The organism is Rosettibacter primus, assembly GCF_036860675.1.
GTDB lineage: Bacteria > Bacteroidota > Ignavibacteria > Ignavibacteriales > Melioribacteraceae > Rosettibacter > Rosettibacter primus.
In genome coordinates this window covers 17,350-38,485 of record NZ_JAYKGK010000001.1, presented here as the reverse complement: position 1 = coordinate 38,485, position 21,136 = coordinate 17,350, and the positions used below count along the sequence as shown (strand labels likewise).

Annotated in this window: 20 protein-coding genes and 1 pseudogene; all 21 read right to left on the bottom strand. The window is 27.4% G+C overall.

The window, feature by feature from the left end; genetic code table 11:
* Positions 1–320: 320 nt before the first annotated feature.
* The 21 genes and pseudogenes from VJY32_RS00185 to VJY32_RS00085 all read right to left on the bottom strand — a co-directional run bounded on the left by VJY32_RS00185 (position 321) and on the right by VJY32_RS00085 (position 21,114).
* On the bottom strand, positions 321–1,007 hold the full coding sequence (locus tag VJY32_RS00185) for a YjbH domain-containing protein (RefSeq protein ID WP_353675852.1): 687 nt from the start codon (positions 1,005–1,007) through the stop codon (positions 321–323).
* Between the two features lie 76 nt (positions 1,008–1,083).
* Positions 1,084–2,487 (bottom strand): undecaprenyl-phosphate glucose phosphotransferase, encoded by a 1,404-nt coding sequence (locus VJY32_RS00180; protein WP_353675851.1) that lies wholly within the window; start codon positions 2,485–2,487, stop codon positions 1,084–1,086.
* A gap of 674 nt (positions 2,488–3,161) precedes the next feature.
* On the bottom strand, positions 3,162–4,163 hold the full coding sequence (locus VJY32_RS00175; protein WP_353675850.1) for an NAD-dependent epimerase/dehydratase family protein: 1,002 nt from the start codon (positions 4,161–4,163) through the stop codon (positions 3,162–3,164).
* A complete protein-coding gene (locus VJY32_RS00170) occupies positions 4,163–4,930 on the bottom strand; it encodes a WecB/TagA/CpsF family glycosyltransferase (RefSeq protein WP_353675849.1) in 768 nt (255 codons plus the stop codon). Before VJY32_RS00170 ends, VJY32_RS00175 begins: the two co-directional genes overlap by 1 nt.
* Positions 4,931–5,044: 114 nt before the next feature.
* On the bottom strand, positions 5,045–6,205 hold the full coding sequence (locus VJY32_RS00165; RefSeq protein ID WP_353675848.1) for a phosphotransferase family protein: 1,161 nt from the start codon (positions 6,203–6,205) through the stop codon (positions 5,045–5,047).
* Positions 6,206–6,277: 72 nt separating this feature from the next.
* Complete coding sequence (locus tag VJY32_RS00160; RefSeq protein ID WP_353675847.1) at positions 6,278–7,438, bottom strand: glycosyltransferase family 4 protein; 1,161 nt, start codon at positions 7,436–7,438, stop codon at positions 6,278–6,280.
* Complete coding sequence (locus VJY32_RS00155; protein ID WP_353675846.1) at positions 7,416–8,648, bottom strand: glycosyltransferase; 1,233 nt, start codon at positions 8,646–8,648, stop codon at positions 7,416–7,418. The genes VJY32_RS00160 and VJY32_RS00155 overlap by 23 nt, the downstream gene beginning before the upstream one ends.
* A complete protein-coding gene (locus VJY32_RS00150) occupies positions 8,629–9,885 on the bottom strand; it encodes a hypothetical protein (RefSeq protein WP_353675845.1) in 1,257 nt (418 codons plus the stop codon). The genes VJY32_RS00155 and VJY32_RS00150 overlap by 20 nt, the downstream gene beginning before the upstream one ends.
* Positions 9,882–10,685, bottom strand: a complete 804-nt coding sequence (locus tag VJY32_RS00145; protein ID WP_353675844.1) for a glycosyltransferase family 2 protein — start codon at positions 10,683–10,685, stop codon at positions 9,882–9,884. Before VJY32_RS00145 ends, VJY32_RS00150 begins: the two co-directional genes overlap by 4 nt.
* A gap of 77 nt (positions 10,686–10,762) precedes the next feature.
* Positions 10,763–11,251 carry a class I SAM-dependent methyltransferase gene (locus VJY32_RS00140; RefSeq protein WP_353675843.1) on the bottom strand — a complete coding sequence of 163 codons (489 nt, stop codon included), beginning with the start codon at positions 11,249–11,251 and terminating at the stop codon, positions 10,763–10,765.
* A gap of 135 nt (positions 11,252–11,386) precedes the next feature.
* A complete protein-coding gene (locus VJY32_RS00135; protein ID WP_353675842.1) occupies positions 11,387–12,640 on the bottom strand; it encodes a hypothetical protein in 1,254 nt (417 codons plus the stop codon).
* 39 nt (positions 12,641–12,679) lie between these two features.
* Complete coding sequence (locus tag VJY32_RS00130; RefSeq protein ID WP_353675841.1) at positions 12,680–13,684, bottom strand: glycosyltransferase; 1,005 nt, start codon at positions 13,682–13,684, stop codon at positions 12,680–12,682.
* A gap of 1 nt (position 13,685) precedes the next feature.
* Positions 13,686–14,858, bottom strand: a complete 1,173-nt coding sequence (locus VJY32_RS00125; RefSeq protein ID WP_353675840.1) for a glycosyltransferase family 4 protein — start codon at positions 14,856–14,858, stop codon at positions 13,686–13,688.
* A gap of 3 nt (positions 14,859–14,861) precedes the next feature.
* Positions 14,862–15,284, bottom strand: a complete 423-nt coding sequence (locus tag VJY32_RS00120; RefSeq protein WP_353675839.1) for a hypothetical protein — start codon at positions 15,282–15,284, stop codon at positions 14,862–14,864.
* 57 nt (positions 15,285–15,341) lie between these two features.
* On the bottom strand, positions 15,342–15,701 hold the full coding sequence (locus VJY32_RS00115; protein WP_353675838.1) for a class I SAM-dependent methyltransferase: 360 nt from the start codon (positions 15,699–15,701) through the stop codon (positions 15,342–15,344).
* A 133-nt stretch (positions 15,702–15,834) separates the two neighbouring features.
* Positions 15,835–16,440, bottom strand: a pseudogene (locus VJY32_RS00110) (class I SAM-dependent methyltransferase); the annotation flags it as partial.
* Between the two features lie 12 nt (positions 16,441–16,452).
* The gene (locus tag VJY32_RS00105) at positions 16,453–16,737 is read right to left on the bottom strand and encodes a hypothetical protein (protein WP_353675837.1); all 285 of its coding nucleotides are present in this window, start codon (positions 16,735–16,737) and stop codon (positions 16,453–16,455) included.
* Between the two features lie 19 nt (positions 16,738–16,756).
* Complete coding sequence (locus tag VJY32_RS00100) at positions 16,757–18,238, bottom strand: oligosaccharide flippase family protein (RefSeq protein ID WP_353675836.1); 1,482 nt, start codon at positions 18,236–18,238, stop codon at positions 16,757–16,759.
* A 56-nt stretch (positions 18,239–18,294) separates the two neighbouring features.
* Positions 18,295–19,494, bottom strand: coding sequence for a GDP-mannose 4,6-dehydratase (gene gmd, locus VJY32_RS00095; protein ID WP_353675835.1), 1,200 nt, complete (start codon positions 19,492–19,494; stop codon positions 18,295–18,297).
* A gap of 86 nt (positions 19,495–19,580) precedes the next feature.
* The gene (locus VJY32_RS00090; protein WP_353675834.1) at positions 19,581–19,946 is read right to left on the bottom strand and encodes a four helix bundle protein; all 366 of its coding nucleotides are present in this window, start codon (positions 19,944–19,946) and stop codon (positions 19,581–19,583) included.
* 94 nt (positions 19,947–20,040) lie between these two features.
* Complete coding sequence (locus tag VJY32_RS00085) at positions 20,041–21,114, bottom strand: GDP-L-fucose synthase family protein (RefSeq protein ID WP_353675833.1); 1,074 nt, start codon at positions 21,112–21,114, stop codon at positions 20,041–20,043.
* Positions 21,115–21,136: the final 22 nt, after the last annotated feature.

Below are 21,136 nucleotides of genomic sequence, written 5' to 3'. Positions count from 1 at the left end.
ATATATAATGATATTTATTTCCTCATTGATTCTTTCTTTCAATATGCAGATATCTGCGATAAACTATATGAAAAATTATTTCTCGCTGATTTCGCGGATTTACGCAGATATTTTTCTGCAAACATCTGTTTAATCTGCCTCGTCTGTGTTTGTATACCTTTAGTTTTTTAGAACACTGATGACACAGATAAGACAAGATTTTCACAGATTTTATCTTGTGGTTATCTGTTTAATCTGTGTTATCTGTGTGCTATTTAAATAAAATATTTTGTCACTAAGCTAAATAATAAATTTATAATCTTTTCTTCCAATCCCTCCTATTACAACACAAACGAAAAAGCCATTCCTCCACTAAAATCTTTAAAATTCATCAAACCAGCTAAAACTTTTATATGTTTGAACAAAGTTAATCTAACAGCACCATTAAATCTTTCAGCATCATTTTCCACTAATAATTCAAAATTTTTAAAAGCAGTAAATGAAACTCCACCAAATAAACCAATGAATTGATAATCTGCTGCTTTAAATCCTCTGAACCCGTGACCTAAAGTTCCCATTACAAACAATTCATCATTAATGCTATAACTTTTTGAAGCTACAATATAAATAGACTGTTTATGAATCGCCCCTACCCCTCCAAATGCAGTTCCAATATTATTAAGACCTGTTGAAATACTTAGAAAATGTTTATTCTCATTCATTAATTTTAATCTAAAACCTACACTTCTATCACCAATGCCTTGTGTTCCTTTATGTCTTATCAGATAAACAAAATTAGTATTTATTTCAATAAAAGGTAAAAATGCAAGAGTTGCTGAATAAACCAATGCATCTTCATTATAATTTCCAAAAGATACATACTTTTTATTTAGATAATTAAAAGAAAAATTCAATGTTCCATCAGAATATAAATTACCAGTTGGAATAGTAACCAATCCAGAAAAACCGGCTATAGTTTGTGATAAAATATTTGATGTAAAAAAAATTACAAGTAAAAAAATTTTCATACTAATAATCTCAAGCTGATTTTATCTTTATTTTTAGCACACAGATTACACTGATAAGACAAGATTTGCCCAGATTTTAATATGCATTTTTATCACCTTTAACCATTTTCCATATTGTTAATAATATAATTTGTATATCAAGAAGAAAAGACCAGTTTTCTATATACCACAAATCATAATCAATTCTTTTTTGCATTAATTTAATATTACTTTTTGTTTCTCCTCTATAACCATTCACCTGTGCCCAGCCTGTTAAACCAGGCTTTACTAAATGTCTTAGCATGTAATGTTCTACAACATCTTTTGATTCAATATTCAAAGGAATAGGATGCGGTCGTGGTCCTACAACACTCATATCTCCAATTAATACATTGAAAAATTGAGGTAATTCATCAAGATTTGTTTTTCTTAAAAATCTTCCAACTTTAGTTATACGAGAGTCATTTTTCGTAGCCTGTTTATAATTTCCATGTTCATCAACGTCTTTACTATCACACACCATAGAACGAAATTTCAGAATGGTAAATTTTTTATTATCCTTCCCCCATCTTTCTTGTTTGAAAAATACAGGACCTTTTGAAGTAGCTTTTATAATTATTGAAATTATTGGAACCAACCATGACATTACAAAAATAATTACACATAAACTAAATACTATATCAAAAATTCTCTTTACAACACGGCAATGAAATTCATTAATTTTCTCTTCTCTTAAAGAAATGATAGGAATATTGTCAAACATATCTATATTATATTTGCCCGAAACGAATTTAAAATAATCAGGTATTATTCTTACTCTTGTAGTATACCTTTCACATACCTTTATTACCTCTTCAATTCTTTTCATAGCATAATTTGGCAGTGCAATAATTACATTATCTACTTTAAATTCATTTAAAACATTTTCCAGAGCTGATATTGGACCTATATATTCACCATTAAGAGTATTTGGGACTACATCATCAAGGAAACCTAAAACATTGTAACCAAAATGAGGGTTTGATTGAACTTTATTATAGAAACTTAATCCTACTTTACCAGCACCTATAATTAACATACTTCTCAAATTTTTCCCTTTTCTTCTAAAATTATTTAATAGTCTTCTTAATAAAAATTTTTGAAAAATTAAAAGTATTAATACAGTGAAAGAATACAAAAATACGAACTGCCTTGATAGGTAATTATTTTTTAATAAAAATAAAATTATAATGACACTTAAAAGCTGATATAACACATTTTTAATAATTAGAATAAGTTCATAACTAAAATTACGGGAACGAAAATCTTCGTAGAAATTCAAATTTCTGGATGTTATATACCAGATAACAGTTAAAGATATAAAAATATAGAAATCATTGGTGGGAATAGTAATTATGACATCTTTTAATGCATATGAATATGAAATAAAAAACGATGCATATAAAGTAATTAAGTCGAGAAAAATTCTTAAATAATACAAAGAATTTTTACCTAAATGCATAAAGCCCTCGTTCTAACAAATTAATAATTTGCCCTATTATTTTACTTATTAGATAATAAATTATAAAATAATTCAAAATATTTTTTTAAGCAAAAAAGCACCTATTTACAAACTTTTTTCTCATTAATTATTATTTAAGTCAATCTGCATATGTCTACAGCTATCTGTTTGAAAAACATTTCTCCCTAATTTCACAGATTCTATCTCGTGGTCATCTGTTTAATCTGCGTCGTCTGTGTTTATATACCTTTAGTTTTTTAGAACATTGATGAAACTGATAAGACAATATTTTCACAGATTTTATCTATCGGTCATCTGTCTAATCTGTGTGTTATCTGTGTTCTAATATCATTTTTTAAGCTTTCCAAAACTCCACTCTCCAAATCTTCGTCTATTCAAAATACGAAGTTATGAATATAAAAAGAATTTATCGGCGTTCTTTTCCATAGCATGCTGCGAATAGCATATTGCAGAAGTTATTATGTTAAGCTCAGGACTTTTGAAAATTAGTAATTTTGCTGCAAAGGACATCCAATCTATTTAACAATAACTCTTCAGTCATTTCTTCGAAAACATTTGCTATATCGAATAACCTATCAGTTATTTTAACAGCTTCTTGCCATATAATTAAATCTTGGTGCCGAAACTTCGTCTTTTCCCTTATACCTCTATCCTCAATGCCCTATTTTATATATCTGAAGCTTCCTCACCTGCTCCTCAATCCAGGCATACGTCTTTTCCAAACCAACCCTCAGTGTCTGAGAAGGTGCCCAGCCAAGTTTTTCCTTAATAAGTTTGTTATCAGAGTTTCTTCCTCGTACACCAGTAGGACCTTTCACATGTTTTATATCTAATTTAACACCAGCTATATCCATAACAATTTCTGCCAGTTGGTTTATAGATACCATTTCCTCTGAACCAATATTAACTGGTCCGTCAAATGTATCACAATCCATAAATCTTCTTACACCCTCAAGACATTCATCAATATATAAAAATGACCGGGTTTGTTTGCCATCCCCCCAAATTTCTATTTCTTTTTTACCAAATATTTTTGCTTCTGCAACTTTACGACAAATAGCAGCAGGAGCTTTTTCTTTTCCATTATTCCAAGAGCCATAAGGTCCAAATATATTATGAAATCGAGCTACTTTCACATTCATTCCATAATTTCTTTTAAAGGCAAAGTATAATCTTTCACTAAATAATTTTTCCCAACCATATTCACTGTCTGGTGCAGCTGGATAAGCAGAATCCTCTGAACATTTAGGATTATCTGGATCCATTTGATTGAATTCCGGATAAATGCATGCAGAAGAAGAATAAAAGATTTTCTTAATTCCAGCCTTTTGTCCATAATGTAATACATTAAGATTTATGGTAGCAGAGTTATGCATTACATCTGCATCATGTTCTCCAGTAAAAATATAACCCGCACCACCCATATCTGCAGCAAGCTGATATACTTCATCAAACGGGCGATCTATCACAAATTCCACAACTTTAGGGTCTCTTAGGTCCCCAATTACAAAATCATCTACTAAAAGTCCCTGGTATTCATGGTGTTTTAAGTCCACTCCCCGAACCCAATATCCTTCTTTTTTTAATTTATTTGCTAAGTGGCCACCAATAAAACCACCAGAACCACAAACTAAAGCTGTTTTTTGATTCGACATTAGTTTACCTCTTTTAATTTATTATTTGCAATAAACTTACCTTTTATTAGTTCTATCAAATTATACCAAATAAATAATGGCACAATTTCAAAATACCTTCTCCATAGTCTTTTAGGTTCCATTAGCATCCTAAAAAACCATTCCATTCCAATTCTTTGAATCAATTTGGGAGCTTGTCTAATTCTTCCAGTATGAAAATCGAACGCTGCCCCAACTGTACAAATAAAATTAACATTAGTAAATTTTGATAGACGATAGGCAAATATTTCTTGCTTAGGTGTACTTAAGCCTATCCAAACAATATTGGTCCTTAATGAATTAATATTATCTGCCAAATTCTTCATTTCATCATCTGTTAATTCTCTAAAAGGCGGTGAGTATATTCCAACAATATTTTTATTACCAAATTTTTCTTCACATACTTTTTTTAAACTTTCAGCTACCCCCTCTATTCCACCACAAAAAAAATGCTTAATTTCTTTATCTCTAGTTGCAATTATAACTTCTTTAAAAAAGTCAGGTCCATAACATCGTTCCATATTTTTAGCGCCCTTTAAGCGACCTATCCATACACCTGGCATCCCATCGGGTAAGTTTAAATAAAATGAGTTTAATATTTTTTTGAATTTTTCGTCTTTTTGAGCAATTATAATACCATGTGCACCTGTAGCTGAGATACAAAGATTTAGTTTCTTGTCGGAATAACATCCCAAAATTAAGGTTTGTATAGCATCATAAATTCTTGAATCGAAAAGTTTTACTTTCAATACATAAATCATAATCTAATTAATATAAATTAATATATAATACTTTATTAATTTAAGTTATAAAACTATGAAATTCCGACAAATTTATTCCATGCAATATTTTTAATCCGTATATTATCTTATAAATTTATTACTGAAACTAAACCGATCAGTTATAAAGTTTGTTATAGCTCGGTAAAAATGATTTTTATATAATTCTAATTCTGTTTTTGTATTTATTTCAAAAATCAAAATATCAATCAAATAAACGAAGAAAAGATCTATAATGATTTTATTCATTTTTAGAAAGTTAATATTCAAATTTAATTTACTAAGATAATAATTATAAAACTTCATGTTCCTTTTATTAAAAACACACATTATACATTGATGAACACTCTTTTTTTCAATCTGGTATTTTCCCTGAAAAACAAAATGAAATAAATCATATAAAGGCAAACCTTCACGGAAATATTCCCAATCTATTAAATGTAATCTTTTAGAATCTGATTGCATATTATATATTACAAAATCTCCATGAATAGATATTAATGGTAATTCTAAATTCAATAATTTTTCTAAAATAGACTTATAACTTTCTTTAAAATAACTTAATTCTTTGATATCGTTAAGCTTATTGAGTATATCATTTAAATAAATAAATAAATTATCTCGTTTGGTTTTAATTGCTAATTCTACAGCTGCATTTACAATTATTTCATTTAATTCATTCTTTAATTGATTAGTATCATGAAATATATTTTCTTGATACAATACCTTATCATATTCAAAATCAAAAAGTATTGTTTTGCTGGGAAATCTAAATGTATTAAAATTATCTTTAGTAAGTGTATTTAAGGTATTGTATTCATTTTCAATAAATAATACACTTTCTTTTTCGATAGGATATTTTAATATTCCTATATTATTTCCACTATCGTCCATTAAAAGAAAAGTTAATTTTCTGTTTTTACTTCTATCCGTACCGACATAAACGCTTACATAGGAAACTCTATCATCATTTATCGCTTTTCTTGTGGTATCAACTAAATTTTCTAATTCCATTGTACTGTAAACAATATTAGAAGCTATATTTTTGAAAAATGGATAACCTAATGGAAGAGAATTTTTTATTAATCTGTTTTTGAAAGAAGCGGTATTTTGAACTTTGAAACCATTAATAAATAACTTAAAATTCTTTAAAGGAACTATAATACGAGGATTATCTTTATTTGGCAGAACTGAATATTTATCTTTATTAGTATTCTTATCGGAAAAGAATTTTAATTTACTCAACAAAATTTAATTTCCCTTAATTAACTTATAATACATTTCATCTATCACTTTTTATTTTTGAATTTTGAATTTCTAATTTTTCCATTTCCTCACTTTTTCATAAATCTCCATCAAAATCTCATAATTTTTTGCAGGAGTATATTTTTCTTCAAACTCTTTTCGAGCATTTAATCCCATTTCTATCATTTTCTCTGGGTTATTTTTTGCCCATAAAATTTTTTCTACTAAGTCATTAGCATTTCCGGGCTCAAAAAGTAAACCAGTTTTACCATGCTCTATTATTTCTGCCATAGCACCTAAGTTGCTAGCAATGACTGGCTTACCGCAAGCAAATGCTTCTAAAATAATCATTGGCATTGCCTCAAACCAAATCGATGAGAATACTAATGCAGTTGTTTTTTGAACAAACCCTAATAATTCATTTTTTTTTAATTGCCCTAAATATTTAATATTTGGAACAGCAATTATTTTTTCTTTCAAAGGACCATCCCCAGCAACTTTGAATTTAAGATTTGGTAATGTATTTGCGGCTTCAATTAGCACATTAACACCTTTAGTTTCATCAAGTCTTCCCGCAAATAAAAAATAACCCTCATTATTTTCAGAACATCCAGGATCCTCAAATAAAAAATTTGGTTTTATAAAAATTTTATTTTCTGGTAGGCCGCCTTCAATAAATTTTCTCTTAGAAAATTCAGTTAATGCAATGTATGCATCAATTAAATTATTCCATGTTCCCTTTTTTTTATTCCATTCAATTGTTCGTGCAAGAACAAAGGTTTGTAGGCGGGAATTTCTATAGCAACCATGCTTAACTGAATTATATAAACTTTTACCAATACACTCTTCGCATACTTTTCCATTTCTAAATAGGTATGCATTAGTACATATTAATCTGTAATTATGAAGTGTCTGAACAATGGGCACTCCAATTTTTTTACAAGCATAATAAACAGAAGGCGTTATCAAAGCTAAGGTATTATGAACATGACATACATCTGGCCTTTGCTCTTCTATAATTTTTATAACTTCCATGTAAGTAGATTTAGAGTAAACTGAATTGAAGAAAAGTTTTCTTTTATCAAAAAAAGAATAGTTACTAATATCTTTGTTATCTTTAGTATATTGAATTACATCATGTCCAAAAGATGAAAGGAGTTTATACTCATTATTAAAAACAGTATCCTCACCCCCTGAAAGCTGATAATAATTATGAACTTGGAGTATTTTCATTTAAAACATCTTTATAAATTTCTACCATGCGTTTAGCTTTATTTTCCCAATTAAATCGTTTAATAATTTCCTCTCTGATCTTACGGAAATTATAAACAAATTCGTCATAATTTTCATAAAACCATTCAATCTTTTCTTTAAAGGAATGGATAATTTCATCATAGTTTAAATTTGGATTTACTTTAAGAGGATAATCAATTCCATTAAATATTTCTTTTGGTCCGCCAGTGTTCAAAAACAAAACAGGAACACCAGCACTTATAGCCTCTAACAAAAACATTGAACCGGAATCATGAGAAGAAGAATGGATAGCTAAATCATATACATTATATTTTAGCAAAAGTGAATCTCTTGAGATATTTCCATTGAAATGAATTCTGCTTTCAAGGTTATTACTGTAAACGTATTTTTTTAATATTTTTTCTTTGTCACCACTTCCATAAATATCTAGAACTATTTTATCATCATTTAATTTCTCAATTGCCTTAATTATTATATCAACATTTTTCCAATAAATTAGAGAACCTGCATATATTATTTTAAAGCTCTTTAATCCTTTTTCATTTGCTGGTAATTCGTTTAGACCAATAGCCGGTTCCACTATTATTTTATTTTTGATCCCAAAATTTTCTATAAATTTTTTGGTATCTGTGGTTACCGCCACTATTAATTTACTCTCCGAATAAATTCTTTTTATTATAGAAGAGTGTTTATAAAGAGAGTTGTAATGCTTTCTTAGGATTTCCTTCGCTTTATCTGAAAAAGAATATCTTTTGTAAATTGCTTTCGGGCTAACTTCACCCCCGGCACAAAAAGATAATATATATGGCTTATCCAGCTTGTAGAATCTTAAGATTGTAACCGTTGAGCCAAAGGTTATACGTTGGATTACATCATAATCTTTTGTATCTGCTATTTTTTTTATTACAAAATATTCCCATAATAAATAGTAAAACTGCACTCCAAAAGGAAGTATTTTTTTTATTTTAGAAAGGACGGGAATATCAAAGTAAATAAACGAAAGATTATTATATCTTTTTCTATTTAATTCTTTCTCAATAATCTTTTTGTTATTTTTACGAGTAACTACTGTTACATCTACTAATTTTGAAAGATGCACAGACCAATTCCACCCGATACCAGGCTCGGAACCTTTGTTTGGTTCACAAGCATAAGCAAAAAGCAAAGCTTTAATTCTTTTTTCTAACATTTTTAATTATAATTTGTTTTATTTGCTCTGCGGTTTTTAATATCTCTATATCAGATTTTACTAAATAATCATTGTCGTTGCAGAAAAACTCTTTAATTCTCTTCTGTTGCTCTTCAATTTCAATGAGATTAATTTCATTTTTTCTTTCATTTATTATTTGGGCATTCGCAATTAAACAAATGTTGATATCAGGTTTCGGAACAAAAATACCGCAGATTTTAATAAACAATTTTGGTATAATTGTTCTATACCTGATAGGATCAATTAATAGATCAAAATAATATCTATCAAAAATCACTAACCCGTTTTTAGCTATTATTGGTAAAACTTGTGTTAGGTAACCCCAATTATAAACTAATACATAGTATAACAGTTTTAAGAAAGATCTTATGTAATTAGTTTTTAATTGATTATGTGGGTTCTTTACGATAATGTCTTTAGGTTTCGTATAGATAAAATTTGGACGAAAATGAAACAACCTTACTTTATCTGAATAAATACCTTTAAAATAATCCAACATTAATTTAATTTGTGTTGTTTTTCCGCTTCCGTCAACCCCATAAAAAGCAATGAATAATCCCGGGGGTTTAATCAATCTCTTAATTATTCGCTGTAATAAAAGAATAATATGTTTACTTAATTTAATTGGTTTTAAAATATTGCAAATAATTATTCTAGCTCTAATTTGAGTAATTTTTTTTTCAATTTTATCCCAACTTTGTGACGCTATTTTATCACCAAATTTTATTTTATTGTTAAATGTGATTTCGCTAATAATTCTATTATAAAGTTTAAATATTCTATCTTTATAAACATCCTTTATCCTTCCATGATATAATAATCTTGTTAATAATAACTCATACATCTCATAGTAAGGACTAGGAATATAATAATAATTATACTTCACTCTATTTTTCAGAACCTCATTAGCTGGTAAATATTCAAATACCTTCCATTTAATTTCTTCAAAAAAATCAAGATGTATAAATTGATCTGTCTTTAAGTCGTAAAAATATGTAGAAAGACAAGAGAATTGCGCTTCGTATACAAAGACTACTTCTTCGGCTTGTAATTCCTCTATAAGGTTCTTTAATATTTCGTTTGTTGTTCCATTTTTAACTAAAATGTCAATATCATTATTATATTCAGGCAAAATTTCATAGTTTCTTAAAAAACAGTAATCATATTTATTAAGGGTCTCTAAAAGAATTAAAAATACTTCATTTCTTAATTTCATTTACTAACAGCTCTTAAATATTTACGGTAAGGTTTAAGTAAATAAATAATTAAGACATAAAAGTTTACTGTAAACTGATTTACCGGAATATGTGATTTGGTTAATGTGATCATAGTTTTAAGACCCTCTTTGTACCTAATCTTCTTAACTTCTCTGGTATCAAGGCTTTTATTCGCATCATGCCACCTAAAAATTGCCCAAAAATCATTCACATATTTAAGTTTAAAGCCACTATACAATATTCTAGCAAAAAAGTCTTTATCCATAGTAATATGAATATTTTTATCAATTAAAATTCCATTATCAATTATCTTTCTCTTAAAAAAGAAACTAGTTGAGGGAATGAAACAATGGAAAAGTGACAGCCATTTGATTGGTTTATGGGTTATTAATTTTCGTGTGATATTTAAATTTTTATCTCCAAAGTAAATATTGCTATACACTCCATCAACATCTGAATTATTTAATTCATTTATAACTTTATTAAAAGTTTCTTGTAAATAAACATCATCACTATTTAACCACCCAATAATATCTCCGCTTGCCATTTTAAACCCTTTATTCAGTGCATCACTTTGCCCTTCATCGGGTTCACTTATCCATATCAAATGCGGATATTTTTTTAGTATTTCAATCGTTCCATCAGTAGAGCCACCGTCAATTATTATATGCTCAAAATTAGGATAGTTTTGATTTAACACACTTTGAATACAGTCTTCAATATATTTTGCTGAGTTAAAAGATGGAGTTACTATTGATATTTTAGGGTATTGACCATTTTTTAAGTTATTTTCTGTCATAATTTTATCGCATATTCTTTTATTAAAATTGGTATACCTTCATAGAGTTTATATCCAAATGTTCTGCTTTCATTTATTCACATATCCTTTTCTATTTCTAGATGCAATCTTTCTTTCGTAATGGGACATCTTTTAATTTCAATGAATTCAATATTGTGATTTCTTTCATTTAGCTGACCATTCTTTTTTGCGGTATTCAATAAGTCACCAAAAATTCTTGGAAATTTTTCAATAAGATAACCGTGTAATCTTGCAAACCACCTTATATACAAGGATACTTTTTGTAATTTCCAAGTATATCTTCCTGTAGAAATAAACTGAATGTTAATATTAATAAAATTACTGTATTCTAGAAGTTTTTTAATTTGACTTTTAGAAAAACTTTTTTCAATAGTTCCTCTGAATCTATCTCTTATTTCAGAAGCCCATCTTATTGGGTTATACGGATAAGGTTCTAATGAAACAAAATTACCTCCAATTTTAAGAACTCGAAAAACCTCATCTAACACTTTTTTATAATCAACAAAATGATGCAGGGCCTCTATAATTGTTACTTGATCGAACACCTCATTTCAAATGGAGGATCATAAGCATCTAAAACGGTCTAATATGGCATGATTAATTGATCCAATATTGTTATTGCAAAATATTACCTTTAATATATAACTTAAATTCAACAATAATCTAAATTATTATTATTACTATTTATAAACTATTTTCTTTTTTTGTTCAAAATTAATTAAGCCAAACGAAATATAAATCCAACTTACTAAATCTGATTCATAAGCAAACATATATATACAAACCCCAACTAATGAAAGAAAACCTAAATAACTCAATATCTTTGCTGAATCGTATTTTATATTTTTTACATTATAGCTAAACAATTGTATAAATATTGAAATTAAAAAAAGTATAAAAATTATTAAACCAATATAACCCAAATAGTATAAAAGTGTCATATACATATTATGTGTTCCATACTGTATATAACCGAGTTCACTTGTCCAAATTTCAAATCTACCCCCTAATCCTTTTCCAAAATAAGACGCATCTCCAATAATTGTATTCCATACCAATAAACGCCATTTCCCAGTTGGATCATCCTCTAAGTTAGTAAACGCTAATAGTCTTTCATTAAAAAAACTTAAATTACTTTTTATCAATATAAGGTAAATGGTTAATAACAAAATACCTAATTGAAATGAATACTTAATTTTTATTCCTCTTGTAATAAATAACAAAGAAATAATTAAAAAAATCATTGCCCATACACTTCTATGACTAAGGTACAAACTTGAAGTTATAAAAAATGGGAACAAATAATTAAAAATTTTATACTTACTATTAAGATAATTTTTATAAATATATCCCCCTAAAAATCCAAGTGCTATAGATTCATAAAAAAATGCAGATAAAACTCTATTTTCAATGGACAGTGTAAAATCTTTTTTTAATATTAAAGTTAAAGGTACTAAAAGAATCAGTGGCATTAAGTATTTGCTTATTTCTCTTAGCAATATTATTGATTCGAGCTTTTGTACATTAGTAACTATATATAATAAAACTATAATAAAAAAAAATTTACTTCTAAACTCAGCAATTGCCGTATAACCATATTTCATTATACCATATAATGTGGCAAAAACTAAAAACAGCATAAAAAATATATTTATCTTATTTTGCTTTAGTACTCTAAGTTTATCAAAATCATTTAACCAACCTTTTATAATATAAAACACCAATATTATTAAAACCAAATCTGAAAGCCTTACTACTATTGGATTTGATATAATCTCTTTAATTGCAATATCCCAAGCTGATTGCTCCTGAAGAAAAATAAATATACTTAAAATGATTAGGAATTCATTTCTTGATTTTGCCTTTATAAGGAATAAAATTGAGTAAGTAACAAAAACAAAATATACAATCGGGTTTATTTGTTGATACAACATAGAATAATATTGAATTATTAGATAGTTACTAAAAAAATCTTATAAAATTTTTGTATAAATACCTAAAATTATTTTTGCTACATCTTTCCATCTTAATGGTTTATAATCAATGGATTTTGTTATATTATTATTTACAAATTCTTGCAGCTCTTTAATAAATTTCTTATGATTAGGCTGGTGACAATAAAAAACACTATCACCGTAAATTGTCCTTAGATTTGGAAGGTCAATTAGCATTACTCTTTGTTTTAATGCAAGAGCTTCAGCTACAACTAAAGGATAAGCTTCCCACTTGCTAGGAACAATAATTCCTTTACAACCCTTCATATGTTTTATTAATTCACGTTTGTCTTGGATAGGTCCTTCGAAATATGTATATCTGTTATCAATTTCATCAAGAAAAGCTTTTTTATATTTTTCATCAACCAATCTAAAATCACCGATAAATTTTATTTTTGTACCTGCAATTTTTGCACATTTTGCTACTTCAAGTGAATTTTTAATTGGTGTTATAGCACCTATCTGTAAAACTCCGTCAAAAAACAATGGTTTAATTTCGCTACTATTAAAAAAAATATCATCAATTCCATTTGGAACTACATATATTTTATTCTCCTTAACACCCCAGATATTTTCATAATGTTTTTTTTCGAGATTATTTAAAACAATTATCGCATCGAAAACATTATAATTGGGGAATAGAATTTTTATTTTAGGATGATTAAAATTAGAGGCACTTTTTATAAGTATTTTTAAAAAATATTCAGTTATTTTTTTTCTTTTACCAGCGCTTGGGAGCATTGTTGACCAGATTAATTTAACATTTAATTTAGTTTTAATTGATTTTATTATAGTATCAGAAGGCAAAGTCCAAAAATGAACTATGTCATACTTTTTACTTAAATCTTGATTTTCATTGTGCAACCATTCATTTTGAACGCCTAATTCATCTAGTCCTTTTAAGGTCATAAATATTTGTTCTTTATGCCCTCCGTGGGCATAATCCAAAGGATATCCAACATAATGTAATACTCTTAAATTCATATTAAACTTTACTGATATTTAAATAAATATTCATATACTCAGCTATTATTTTATCTACTGAATAATTGTCATTTATAAAATTTTTAGAAATATTTTTAGTATTGTCTATTTTTTCATTAGTGATAATATATTCCATAGTTTTTAAGATATTTTGCTTTTTTTTAACATTAGTTATGAAGCCAAATTCACCTTTTTTAACTAATTCAGTTGCACCATCCGAATTTTCACCAACAATAACTGGCACGCCAAGTGCCATTGCTTCCCCTACTGCCATTGGATGTGCTTCTGTAAACGATGGGTGGATTAAAGCAGTTGCTTTGGATAAATAAAATAATGTTTCTTCTCTACTTAATTTTCCCAAAAGAATTATGTTCTTTTCATACTTGTTTCTCAATATCCATTTTTCTGCTTTGCTGTTTTTTTCAAGACCCGGTCCTATTAATATATAATAATATTCTGGATTTTTCTCTACAAATAATGAGAAGGCTTTAATGGATGTCTTTAAATTCTTTAATCTGTTCCATAATCCAATTGAAATAAAATACTTTTCTGGTGTACCGTTTTTTTCTTTATTTTTAATATAATCTTTATAATCACTCAAATTTATTATATTCGGTATAATCCAGTACTTACAATCTCGACTTAAATAATTTTCAGCATAGTTTTTGACTGAATTTGAAACAAAAGTAATCCACTTTGCTTTTTTATATATATAATATGAAATAAAAAAGAGAGGTAAATAGTATGGGCTTAATGTATATTTTAAGACTTTATAAGGTATATCGTGTGCTGTTATCAAAGCCTTATTTCTGTCATAATTAATTGCTGCTAAAGCATATTCATAAGTCCAATTTGCATGTACCACATCAGCATTAATTTTTCTTAATGTATCAATAATTAGTTTTCTTTCTTTTCTCCATAAATCCCTTAATGAGCCTTTTTTTCTTCTTGGTATCAAATAATAATGAACTTTATTATTATGAAATTCAATTATCTTTTCCAAACCCGGTTGTAATGTTAAGATATGTATCTCTATTCCAGTCTCAATAAGTCCTTTTACCAATTCAAAAACTGCACTCCCTCCCATACCTTGGGGTACATTATTATAATACAAAGCTGGAATATACTTTTTTAAAACCGAAGTAGTAAAAGGACTAAGAAATGCTAATTTCATTTTTTAAGTAATTCTCTTTGCAACTACAACATTATGAAGATTATATAGTTTTTTGGGTAGAAATGAGTGTATTATTTTACCTAATAAATTTAATTTCACTTGCGATCTAGAATAATCCCATCTTCCTATAAACTTTTTAAAGATAAAGAAGAGTCCATCTTTTCCAAATGATGTAAAATGTTCAAGAATTTCTAAATTTGGCAGATTAAAAAATTGTAAAAATGCTTTATGCGAAAAATAATATTCAAAAAACTCTGGTTGTTCTAAGCCACTTATCATTATTGAAGGGAATATATTTAACCTTTTATTTAATAGTTTGTTTTTATATGCATTATATACATTATACTTATTCCCTCCATACTTAATTTTTCTATAAAATTCTTTAAGAAAAACTTTTAGCTTAAGAAATAAAGAATAATGGGGCATTGTACAAATGAGATAACCGCCTTTTTTAAGAATTCTAATTGATTCTTTTATTGCTCTCTATGGTCCTTCTTCAGAATGTTCAAATGTACCCATAGATAGTATTACATCAAAAGTTTGGTCTTCAAAATTAGTAGCTCTGCTATCTCCTACAAATACCTTTATTTCTGGATATGATTTTAAAATTAAATCTACGGTTTCTTCACACCAGTCCAGCCCTGTAATATCATAACCTAATCTATGAAAATAAATTACCCATCTTCCCAATCCACAACCATTTTCAAGTATTTTTGAATTTTTATCAATATATTTCATAAATAATGGATAAATTTCATAATTAGGACAATTATTAATTTCATTTTCTAAGGTTTTAATATTACTTAACCATTGTTGCTCGAATATTTTTTTTGCTATGCTCATATTTTTTACCTTTAAGTCTGATATTAACTCTAAATTAACTTACACATGGTATAAGTTTTTAGTATTTAGAGAAAAGGTATATCTCAAATTTATTAAAATGAAAATGTAAGACAAGATCAATTGAAAATCAAAACTATTTTTTATAAATTGCAGTTATATTTTGTCCTTTTATTTTCCCTGCCAATAAAGGGATAATTACTCTTTGTGCAAGAGGTAAAGTAAGTCTTCTCAAAACTTTTCCAAAAACTTTCATCTTAGCTACTAATGGATCTGTCATTACCTTATAAAAACTACCATAATGCTCTACTTGCAATGGTTCACTTATAATTTTTATTATTTGTAATTTATATAAATTTGATATTGATTTTAAAGAATTTATATCCCATAGGAGCATATGATGAGGCGGCATGTTAAGTATTCCATCATAATCATTACCTATAAAGGAATCATTATTTGGTACACTAATTATAAAAAGTCCGTCTTTTTTTAATAATCTTAGTAAATTTAAAATTGTTTCACTAGGATTATTGATATGCTCAAATACTTGAAATGAACAAACAATATCAAAATTTTCTTTGTGTTGAAAGGAAATATTTTCTAATTCATCGTAAAAAATAATATGTCCTTTTTGTTTAGCTTTTTCAATTGCCGCTAAATTTATCTCTATACCGATGCCTTCAATATTGCTTTGTTTTAATTTATCCAAAAAAAATCCCTCACCACATCCAAATTCTATAACTTTATTACCTTTTTAAATAAATTTTAAAACTTCATTAAACTCATACTTATCTTTCATATAATACCAATCAAATTTTGCTAGCTTACTATAAAATTCTGAATCACCTATCAAATTCAAAGGATGATAATATTTTAAACTACAATTATTACAACGATATTTATATATTTCATTTACATCAAAATATTTATTTACATCTATTTCGAATAATTTTTCATATTTTTCAATAATAAAATTTGCCTTAATAGTACCCAAAAGTGTATGATTACTACTAAAACATAAAGGACATTTATTAACCATTTTAAAATTATCACATATATTATTTAAAATTTAAGATATATTTTTGAATGAAATTAATATCTTTTCTATTTAATAAATAAAAACTAATTAAAAATATTGTAGAAATAATAATTTTAATAATTAATATTTCTTCATCTTTATTAAATGAATATTTCTTAATAAAATAAATAAAAAATATTAAAGCTATTCCTACATAATTTCCTTTGAATATTTCAACCAAATATTTTTTATTATTAATATTTAATATTTTTTTATTAAAATAAAATACTAATATTATTCCTGGGAATGTACAAACTAATAAGCCAAATACTGTTCCAATTACGCCCTTCCAAATTGTAAATAAAGGTACTATTGATAGTGTAAATAATAATGTAATTATTGAAAAAATACTTTGAACTTTAGTTCTACCTAATCCTAATAAATAATTATTTGGTACAATTGTAAGAACTCCTATATATGTCTGCAATGAAAGAACAATTAAAATAATGTATGTTTTATTTGCTAATTCTTCACCTACCCATAATTTCAAAATATCTTTTGAGAAAACAATTAGGGCAAAAAATATAGGAAAAGATATTAATGAAATGGTTTTATTTGTTATCCAATACTTATCTATTAAATTAACTATATCTTTCTTACTATTTAGTTCACTAACTTTTGGTACTAGTGCTGATACCAAATTGCCTAAAAAAGCAGAGGCTGAATTTGTAAATTTTCTAGGCACTGCATAATATGTTACAGCTACTGGACTTAATAGTGTCGAAATAATGAATTGAATTACATACCCATTTACAATATTCAAAATCTTTGACAAGAAAAAATATACTGAAAACGAAAATAGATTTTTAATATATTTCCATTTAATCTTAAAATTTATCAACCACTTAGGATAATAATAAGTAAAAATAGTGAAGTAAATAAAAAAGGAAACTATATTTAAAGCAGTATAAATTGTTATAACAAATAATAATCCTTTACCAGAGTATAAACCCAAAATCGCGATTATATATATTAAAATATTGATTAAAGTATTTACCATGCTTGTAATCTTGTAATTCTGTAATCCTTGAAAAATAGAAGCAAAATTTGATGATAAGAGTGAAAAAAGAAATCCTATAGAAATTATTTTAATAGATAAAAGGCTTTCAGTTCTATATATTAAAGAAATGTTTAATAAATTTACTATATGCTCAGATAAAATAAATATTATAATAGATGAAAAAGCCCCTGTAATAATATTAAATATAAAGGATGAAGCAATTGAATAAAATATAGATTCTATTTCATCTTTTGCATTATATTCCGCTACATATTTTATAATTGCTTGGCCTAAACCCATATCTACAAGACTATAATAACCAACCAATCCAATTATTAAAATATATACACCATATAATTCATTACCCAGTTTATCTAAAAATAGTGGGACAGTTATTATGCCAAGTACAATATTTATTACCCATGAAATAGTGTTATAAAAGGAATTTCTTAAAAATTTCATTTAGAATTATTAAATATTTTTAGTTAGAAAAAATTAATATTTTTTTGGCATTATTACTAATATCCTTTTTCCAGCACCTTCTTAACATCAGCCTTTACCATTAAACTCACCAGTTCTTCAAATTTTGTCTTTGCCCTCCATCCAAGTAAATTTTCAGCTTTAGTTGGATTTCCCATAAGAATATCGACTTCTGTAGGGCGAAAATAAGTAGGGCTTACGGAGATAATTTCAGAATTAAGAATTAAGGAGTAAGAATTAAGAATGGAGGAGATAGAATTAAGAGATTTAGTGGTGTTGGGTTTATTTTTAATATTGAATTTATTATCATTTAATTCAGATAATTGCTCGCTATTCTTTATTAAACTTTCAAGTTTATCTTTGTTGAACGATTTAACTATTCCACGCTCGTATTCTTTTTCTCCCTGCCATTCTAATTCAATACCAACTTCACGAAAAGCTAACTCACAAAATTCACGAACCGAATGGGTCTCACCTGTAGCTAATACAAAATCTTCCGGTTCTTTATATTGTAGCATTCTCCACATTCCTTCGCAATATTCTGGAGCATATCCCCAATCACGCTTTGCATCCAAGTTTCCAAGAACTAATTTATCCTGCAATCCCAATACAATTCTTGCAACTGCTCTGGTAATTTTACGAGTTACAAATGTTTCGCCCCTTCGAGGTGACTCGTGATTGAATAAAATTCCATTAACTGCAAATATGTTGTAAGCTTCTCTATAATTTTTAATTATCCAGTAGGCATATAGTTTTGCAATTGCATAGGGAGATCGAGGGTAAAATGGTGTGTTTTCGTCCTGAGGAACTTCTACAGCCTTTCCATATAATTCACTTGTAGATGCCTGATAAAATTTTGTTTTTCTTTCCAATCCTACTTCTTTAATTGCATCAATAAATCTTAATGTACCAAGCGCATCCACTTGTGCTGTATAATCTGGTATCTCGAATGAAACCTTAACGTGAGATTGGGCTGCTAAGTTATAAATTTCATCAGGTTCAACTTTCTCGAGCAACCTATTTATATTGCTTGAATCAACAACATCTCCATAATGAAGAAATAATTTTTTATTCATTATTTCTGGATTGTTATAAAGATGATCAATTCTTTGAGTATTAAACGAACTGCTCCTTCGAATAACACCATGAACTTCATAACCTTTTTCGAGGAGTATTTCTGTTAAGTAACTACCATCTTGTCCAGTTATGCCGGTAATTAATGCAACTTTTTTTGACATGTATTTATTCCGAATATGTTAAAATTTCAATATAAAGAATTGAGAATTAAGAATTAAGTAGTAAGAATTAAGTAGTTGAGAGAAAATTATAAAGAATTTCTTGATTGATTAATGGTTTTCATATATGAACCTAATAATTTTGAGATTTCTTCTAACAAATCTAAAAACTTTAGATTATCAATGTAACCTAAATCTTTTGAGAGAATTAAATAATATTTGCATTCATGTATTGAACCCTCAGCAATATTATAATAACGTAATTTATCAGCAACTCCATTTTTAACAAATCCTTCCGCAATATTAGCAGGAATTGACACAGCAGCTCTTCTAAATTGAGCGGTCAAACCGTATAATTCAGATTTTGGGTAATTCTTAGTCAATTCATATACATTTAAAACGAACTCGTGGGCTTTTTGCCAAACTATTAAATCAGTAAAAGATTTTGATTGCATAATCCTTCTTAATTCTTTTTAATTCTATATTCTGAATTCTGAATTCTTAATTCTGAATTCTTAATTCTGAATTCTTAATTCTGAATTCTTAATTCTACACCCTTAATTCTCTATCCCCAGCCCCTCCCACAAACCACTCATAAGTTTTCCTTATTCCCTCTTCTAACGAAGTTTTATGTTTCCATCCTAAATTATGTATTCTTGTAACATCCAGTAATTTTCTTGGTGTTCCATCAGGTTTAGTTGTATCGTATACTATTTCACCATCAAAACCAATAATATTTTTTATTAACTCCGCTAATTCGGCAATCGTTAAATCTTCTCCAGTTCCAATATTTAAATGTGTTATTCCCTGGTCGTAAATGTCTTTAGCTTCAATTTTGTTCATTAAAAAGTAAATTGCATCAGCTAAATCATCTACATATAAGAATTCCCGTCTCGGTTTACCGCTACCCCAAACCGTAACTGTATTGTAAACTTCGTTCTTGGTTCTTAGTTCTTCGTTATATTCCTGAACTTCTGAATTCTTAATTCTTAATTCTTCCTTCTTATTTCTTAATTCTTCATTCTTACTTCTTAATTCTTCAATCTTTCCAGCCTTCGCTTCATGAAATTTACGAATTAATGCAGGCAATACATGTGATGTTTCTAAATCAAAATTATCGTTTGGTCCATATAAATTTGTCGGCATTACAGAATAAAAATTGCAGCCATATTGCTTATAATAATTTTCACATAATTTTATTCCAGCAATTTTTGCCATTGCATAAGGTTCATTTGTATACTCTAAGTATCCGGATAATAAATACTCTTCTTTCATTGGTTGGGGTGCAAACTTTGGATATATACATGAACTGCCTAAAAAAATTAACTTTTCAACATTATTAATATAAGATGCATGAATAACATTTGCTTCTATCATTAAATTATCATATATAAACTCTGCTCTGTATGTATTATTAGCAAGAATTCCTCCCACTTTGGCTGCTGCAACTATTACAATCTCTGGCTTTTCAGTTGCAAAAAAATCATTAACAGCTTTTTGATTTCGAAGATCTAATTCTTTTGAGGTTCTCAAAACTAAATTTGTATAACCTTCTTGCTGTAATTTCCGAAGTATTGCAGAACCAACCATTCCAGTGTGACCAGCGAGGTAAAGTTTTTTCATATATGTTTAGTTAATAGTTAGT

Bases quoted from the DNA above. Each gene is read 5' to 3' on its own strand.
- VJY32_RS00185 (WP_353675852.1), bottom strand. From the start codon at position 1,007: ATGAAAATTTTTTTACTTGTAATTTTTTTTACATCAAATATTTTATCA.
- VJY32_RS00180 (WP_353675851.1), bottom strand. From the start codon at position 2,487: ATGCATTTAGGTAAAAATTCTTTGTATTATTTAAGAATTTTTCTCGAC.
- VJY32_RS00175 (WP_353675850.1), bottom strand. From the start codon at position 4,163: ATGTCGAATCAAAAAACAGCTTTAGTTTGTGGTTCTGGTGGTTTTATT.
- VJY32_RS00160 (WP_353675847.1), bottom strand. From the start codon at position 7,438: ATGAAAATACTCCAAGTTCATAATTATTATCAGCTTTCAGGGGGTGAG.
- VJY32_RS00155 (WP_353675846.1), bottom strand. From the start codon at position 8,648: ATGTTAGAAAAAAGAATTAAAGCTTTGCTTTTTGCTTATGCTTGTGAA.
- VJY32_RS00150 (WP_353675845.1), bottom strand. From the start codon at position 9,885: ATGAAATTAAGAAATGAAGTATTTTTAATTCTTTTAGAGACCCTTAAT.
- VJY32_RS00145 (WP_353675844.1), bottom strand. From the start codon at position 10,685: ATGACAGAAAATAACTTAAAAAATGGTCAATACCCTAAAATATCAATA.
- VJY32_RS00135 (WP_353675842.1), bottom strand. From the start codon at position 12,640: ATGTTGTATCAACAAATAAACCCGATTGTATATTTTGTTTTTGTTACT.
- VJY32_RS00130 (WP_353675841.1), bottom strand. From the start codon at position 13,684: ATGAATTTAAGAGTATTACATTATGTTGGATATCCTTTGGATTATGCC.
- VJY32_RS00125 (WP_353675840.1), bottom strand. From the start codon at position 14,858: ATGAAATTAGCATTTCTTAGTCCTTTTACTACTTCGGTTTTAAAAAAG.
- VJY32_RS00120 (WP_353675839.1), bottom strand. From the start codon at position 15,284: ATGCCCCATTATTCTTTATTTCTTAAGCTAAAAGTTTTTCTTAAAGAA.
- VJY32_RS00115 (WP_353675838.1), bottom strand. From the start codon at position 15,701: ATGAGCATAGCAAAAAAAATATTCGAGCAACAATGGTTAAGTAATATT.
- VJY32_RS00105 (WP_353675837.1), bottom strand. From the start codon at position 16,737: ATGGTTAATAAATGTCCTTTATGTTTTAGTAGTAATCATACACTTTTG.
- VJY32_RS00100 (WP_353675836.1), bottom strand. From the start codon at position 18,238: ATGAAATTTTTAAGAAATTCCTTTTATAACACTATTTCATGGGTAATA.
- gmd (WP_353675835.1), bottom strand. From the start codon at position 19,494: ATGTCAAAAAAAGTTGCATTAATTACCGGCATAACTGGACAAGATGGT.
- VJY32_RS00090 (WP_353675834.1), bottom strand. From the start codon at position 19,946: ATGCAATCAAAATCTTTTACTGATTTAATAGTTTGGCAAAAAGCCCAC.
- VJY32_RS00085 (WP_353675833.1), bottom strand. From the start codon at position 21,114: ATGAAAAAACTTTACCTCGCTGGTCACACTGGAATGGTTGGTTCTGCA.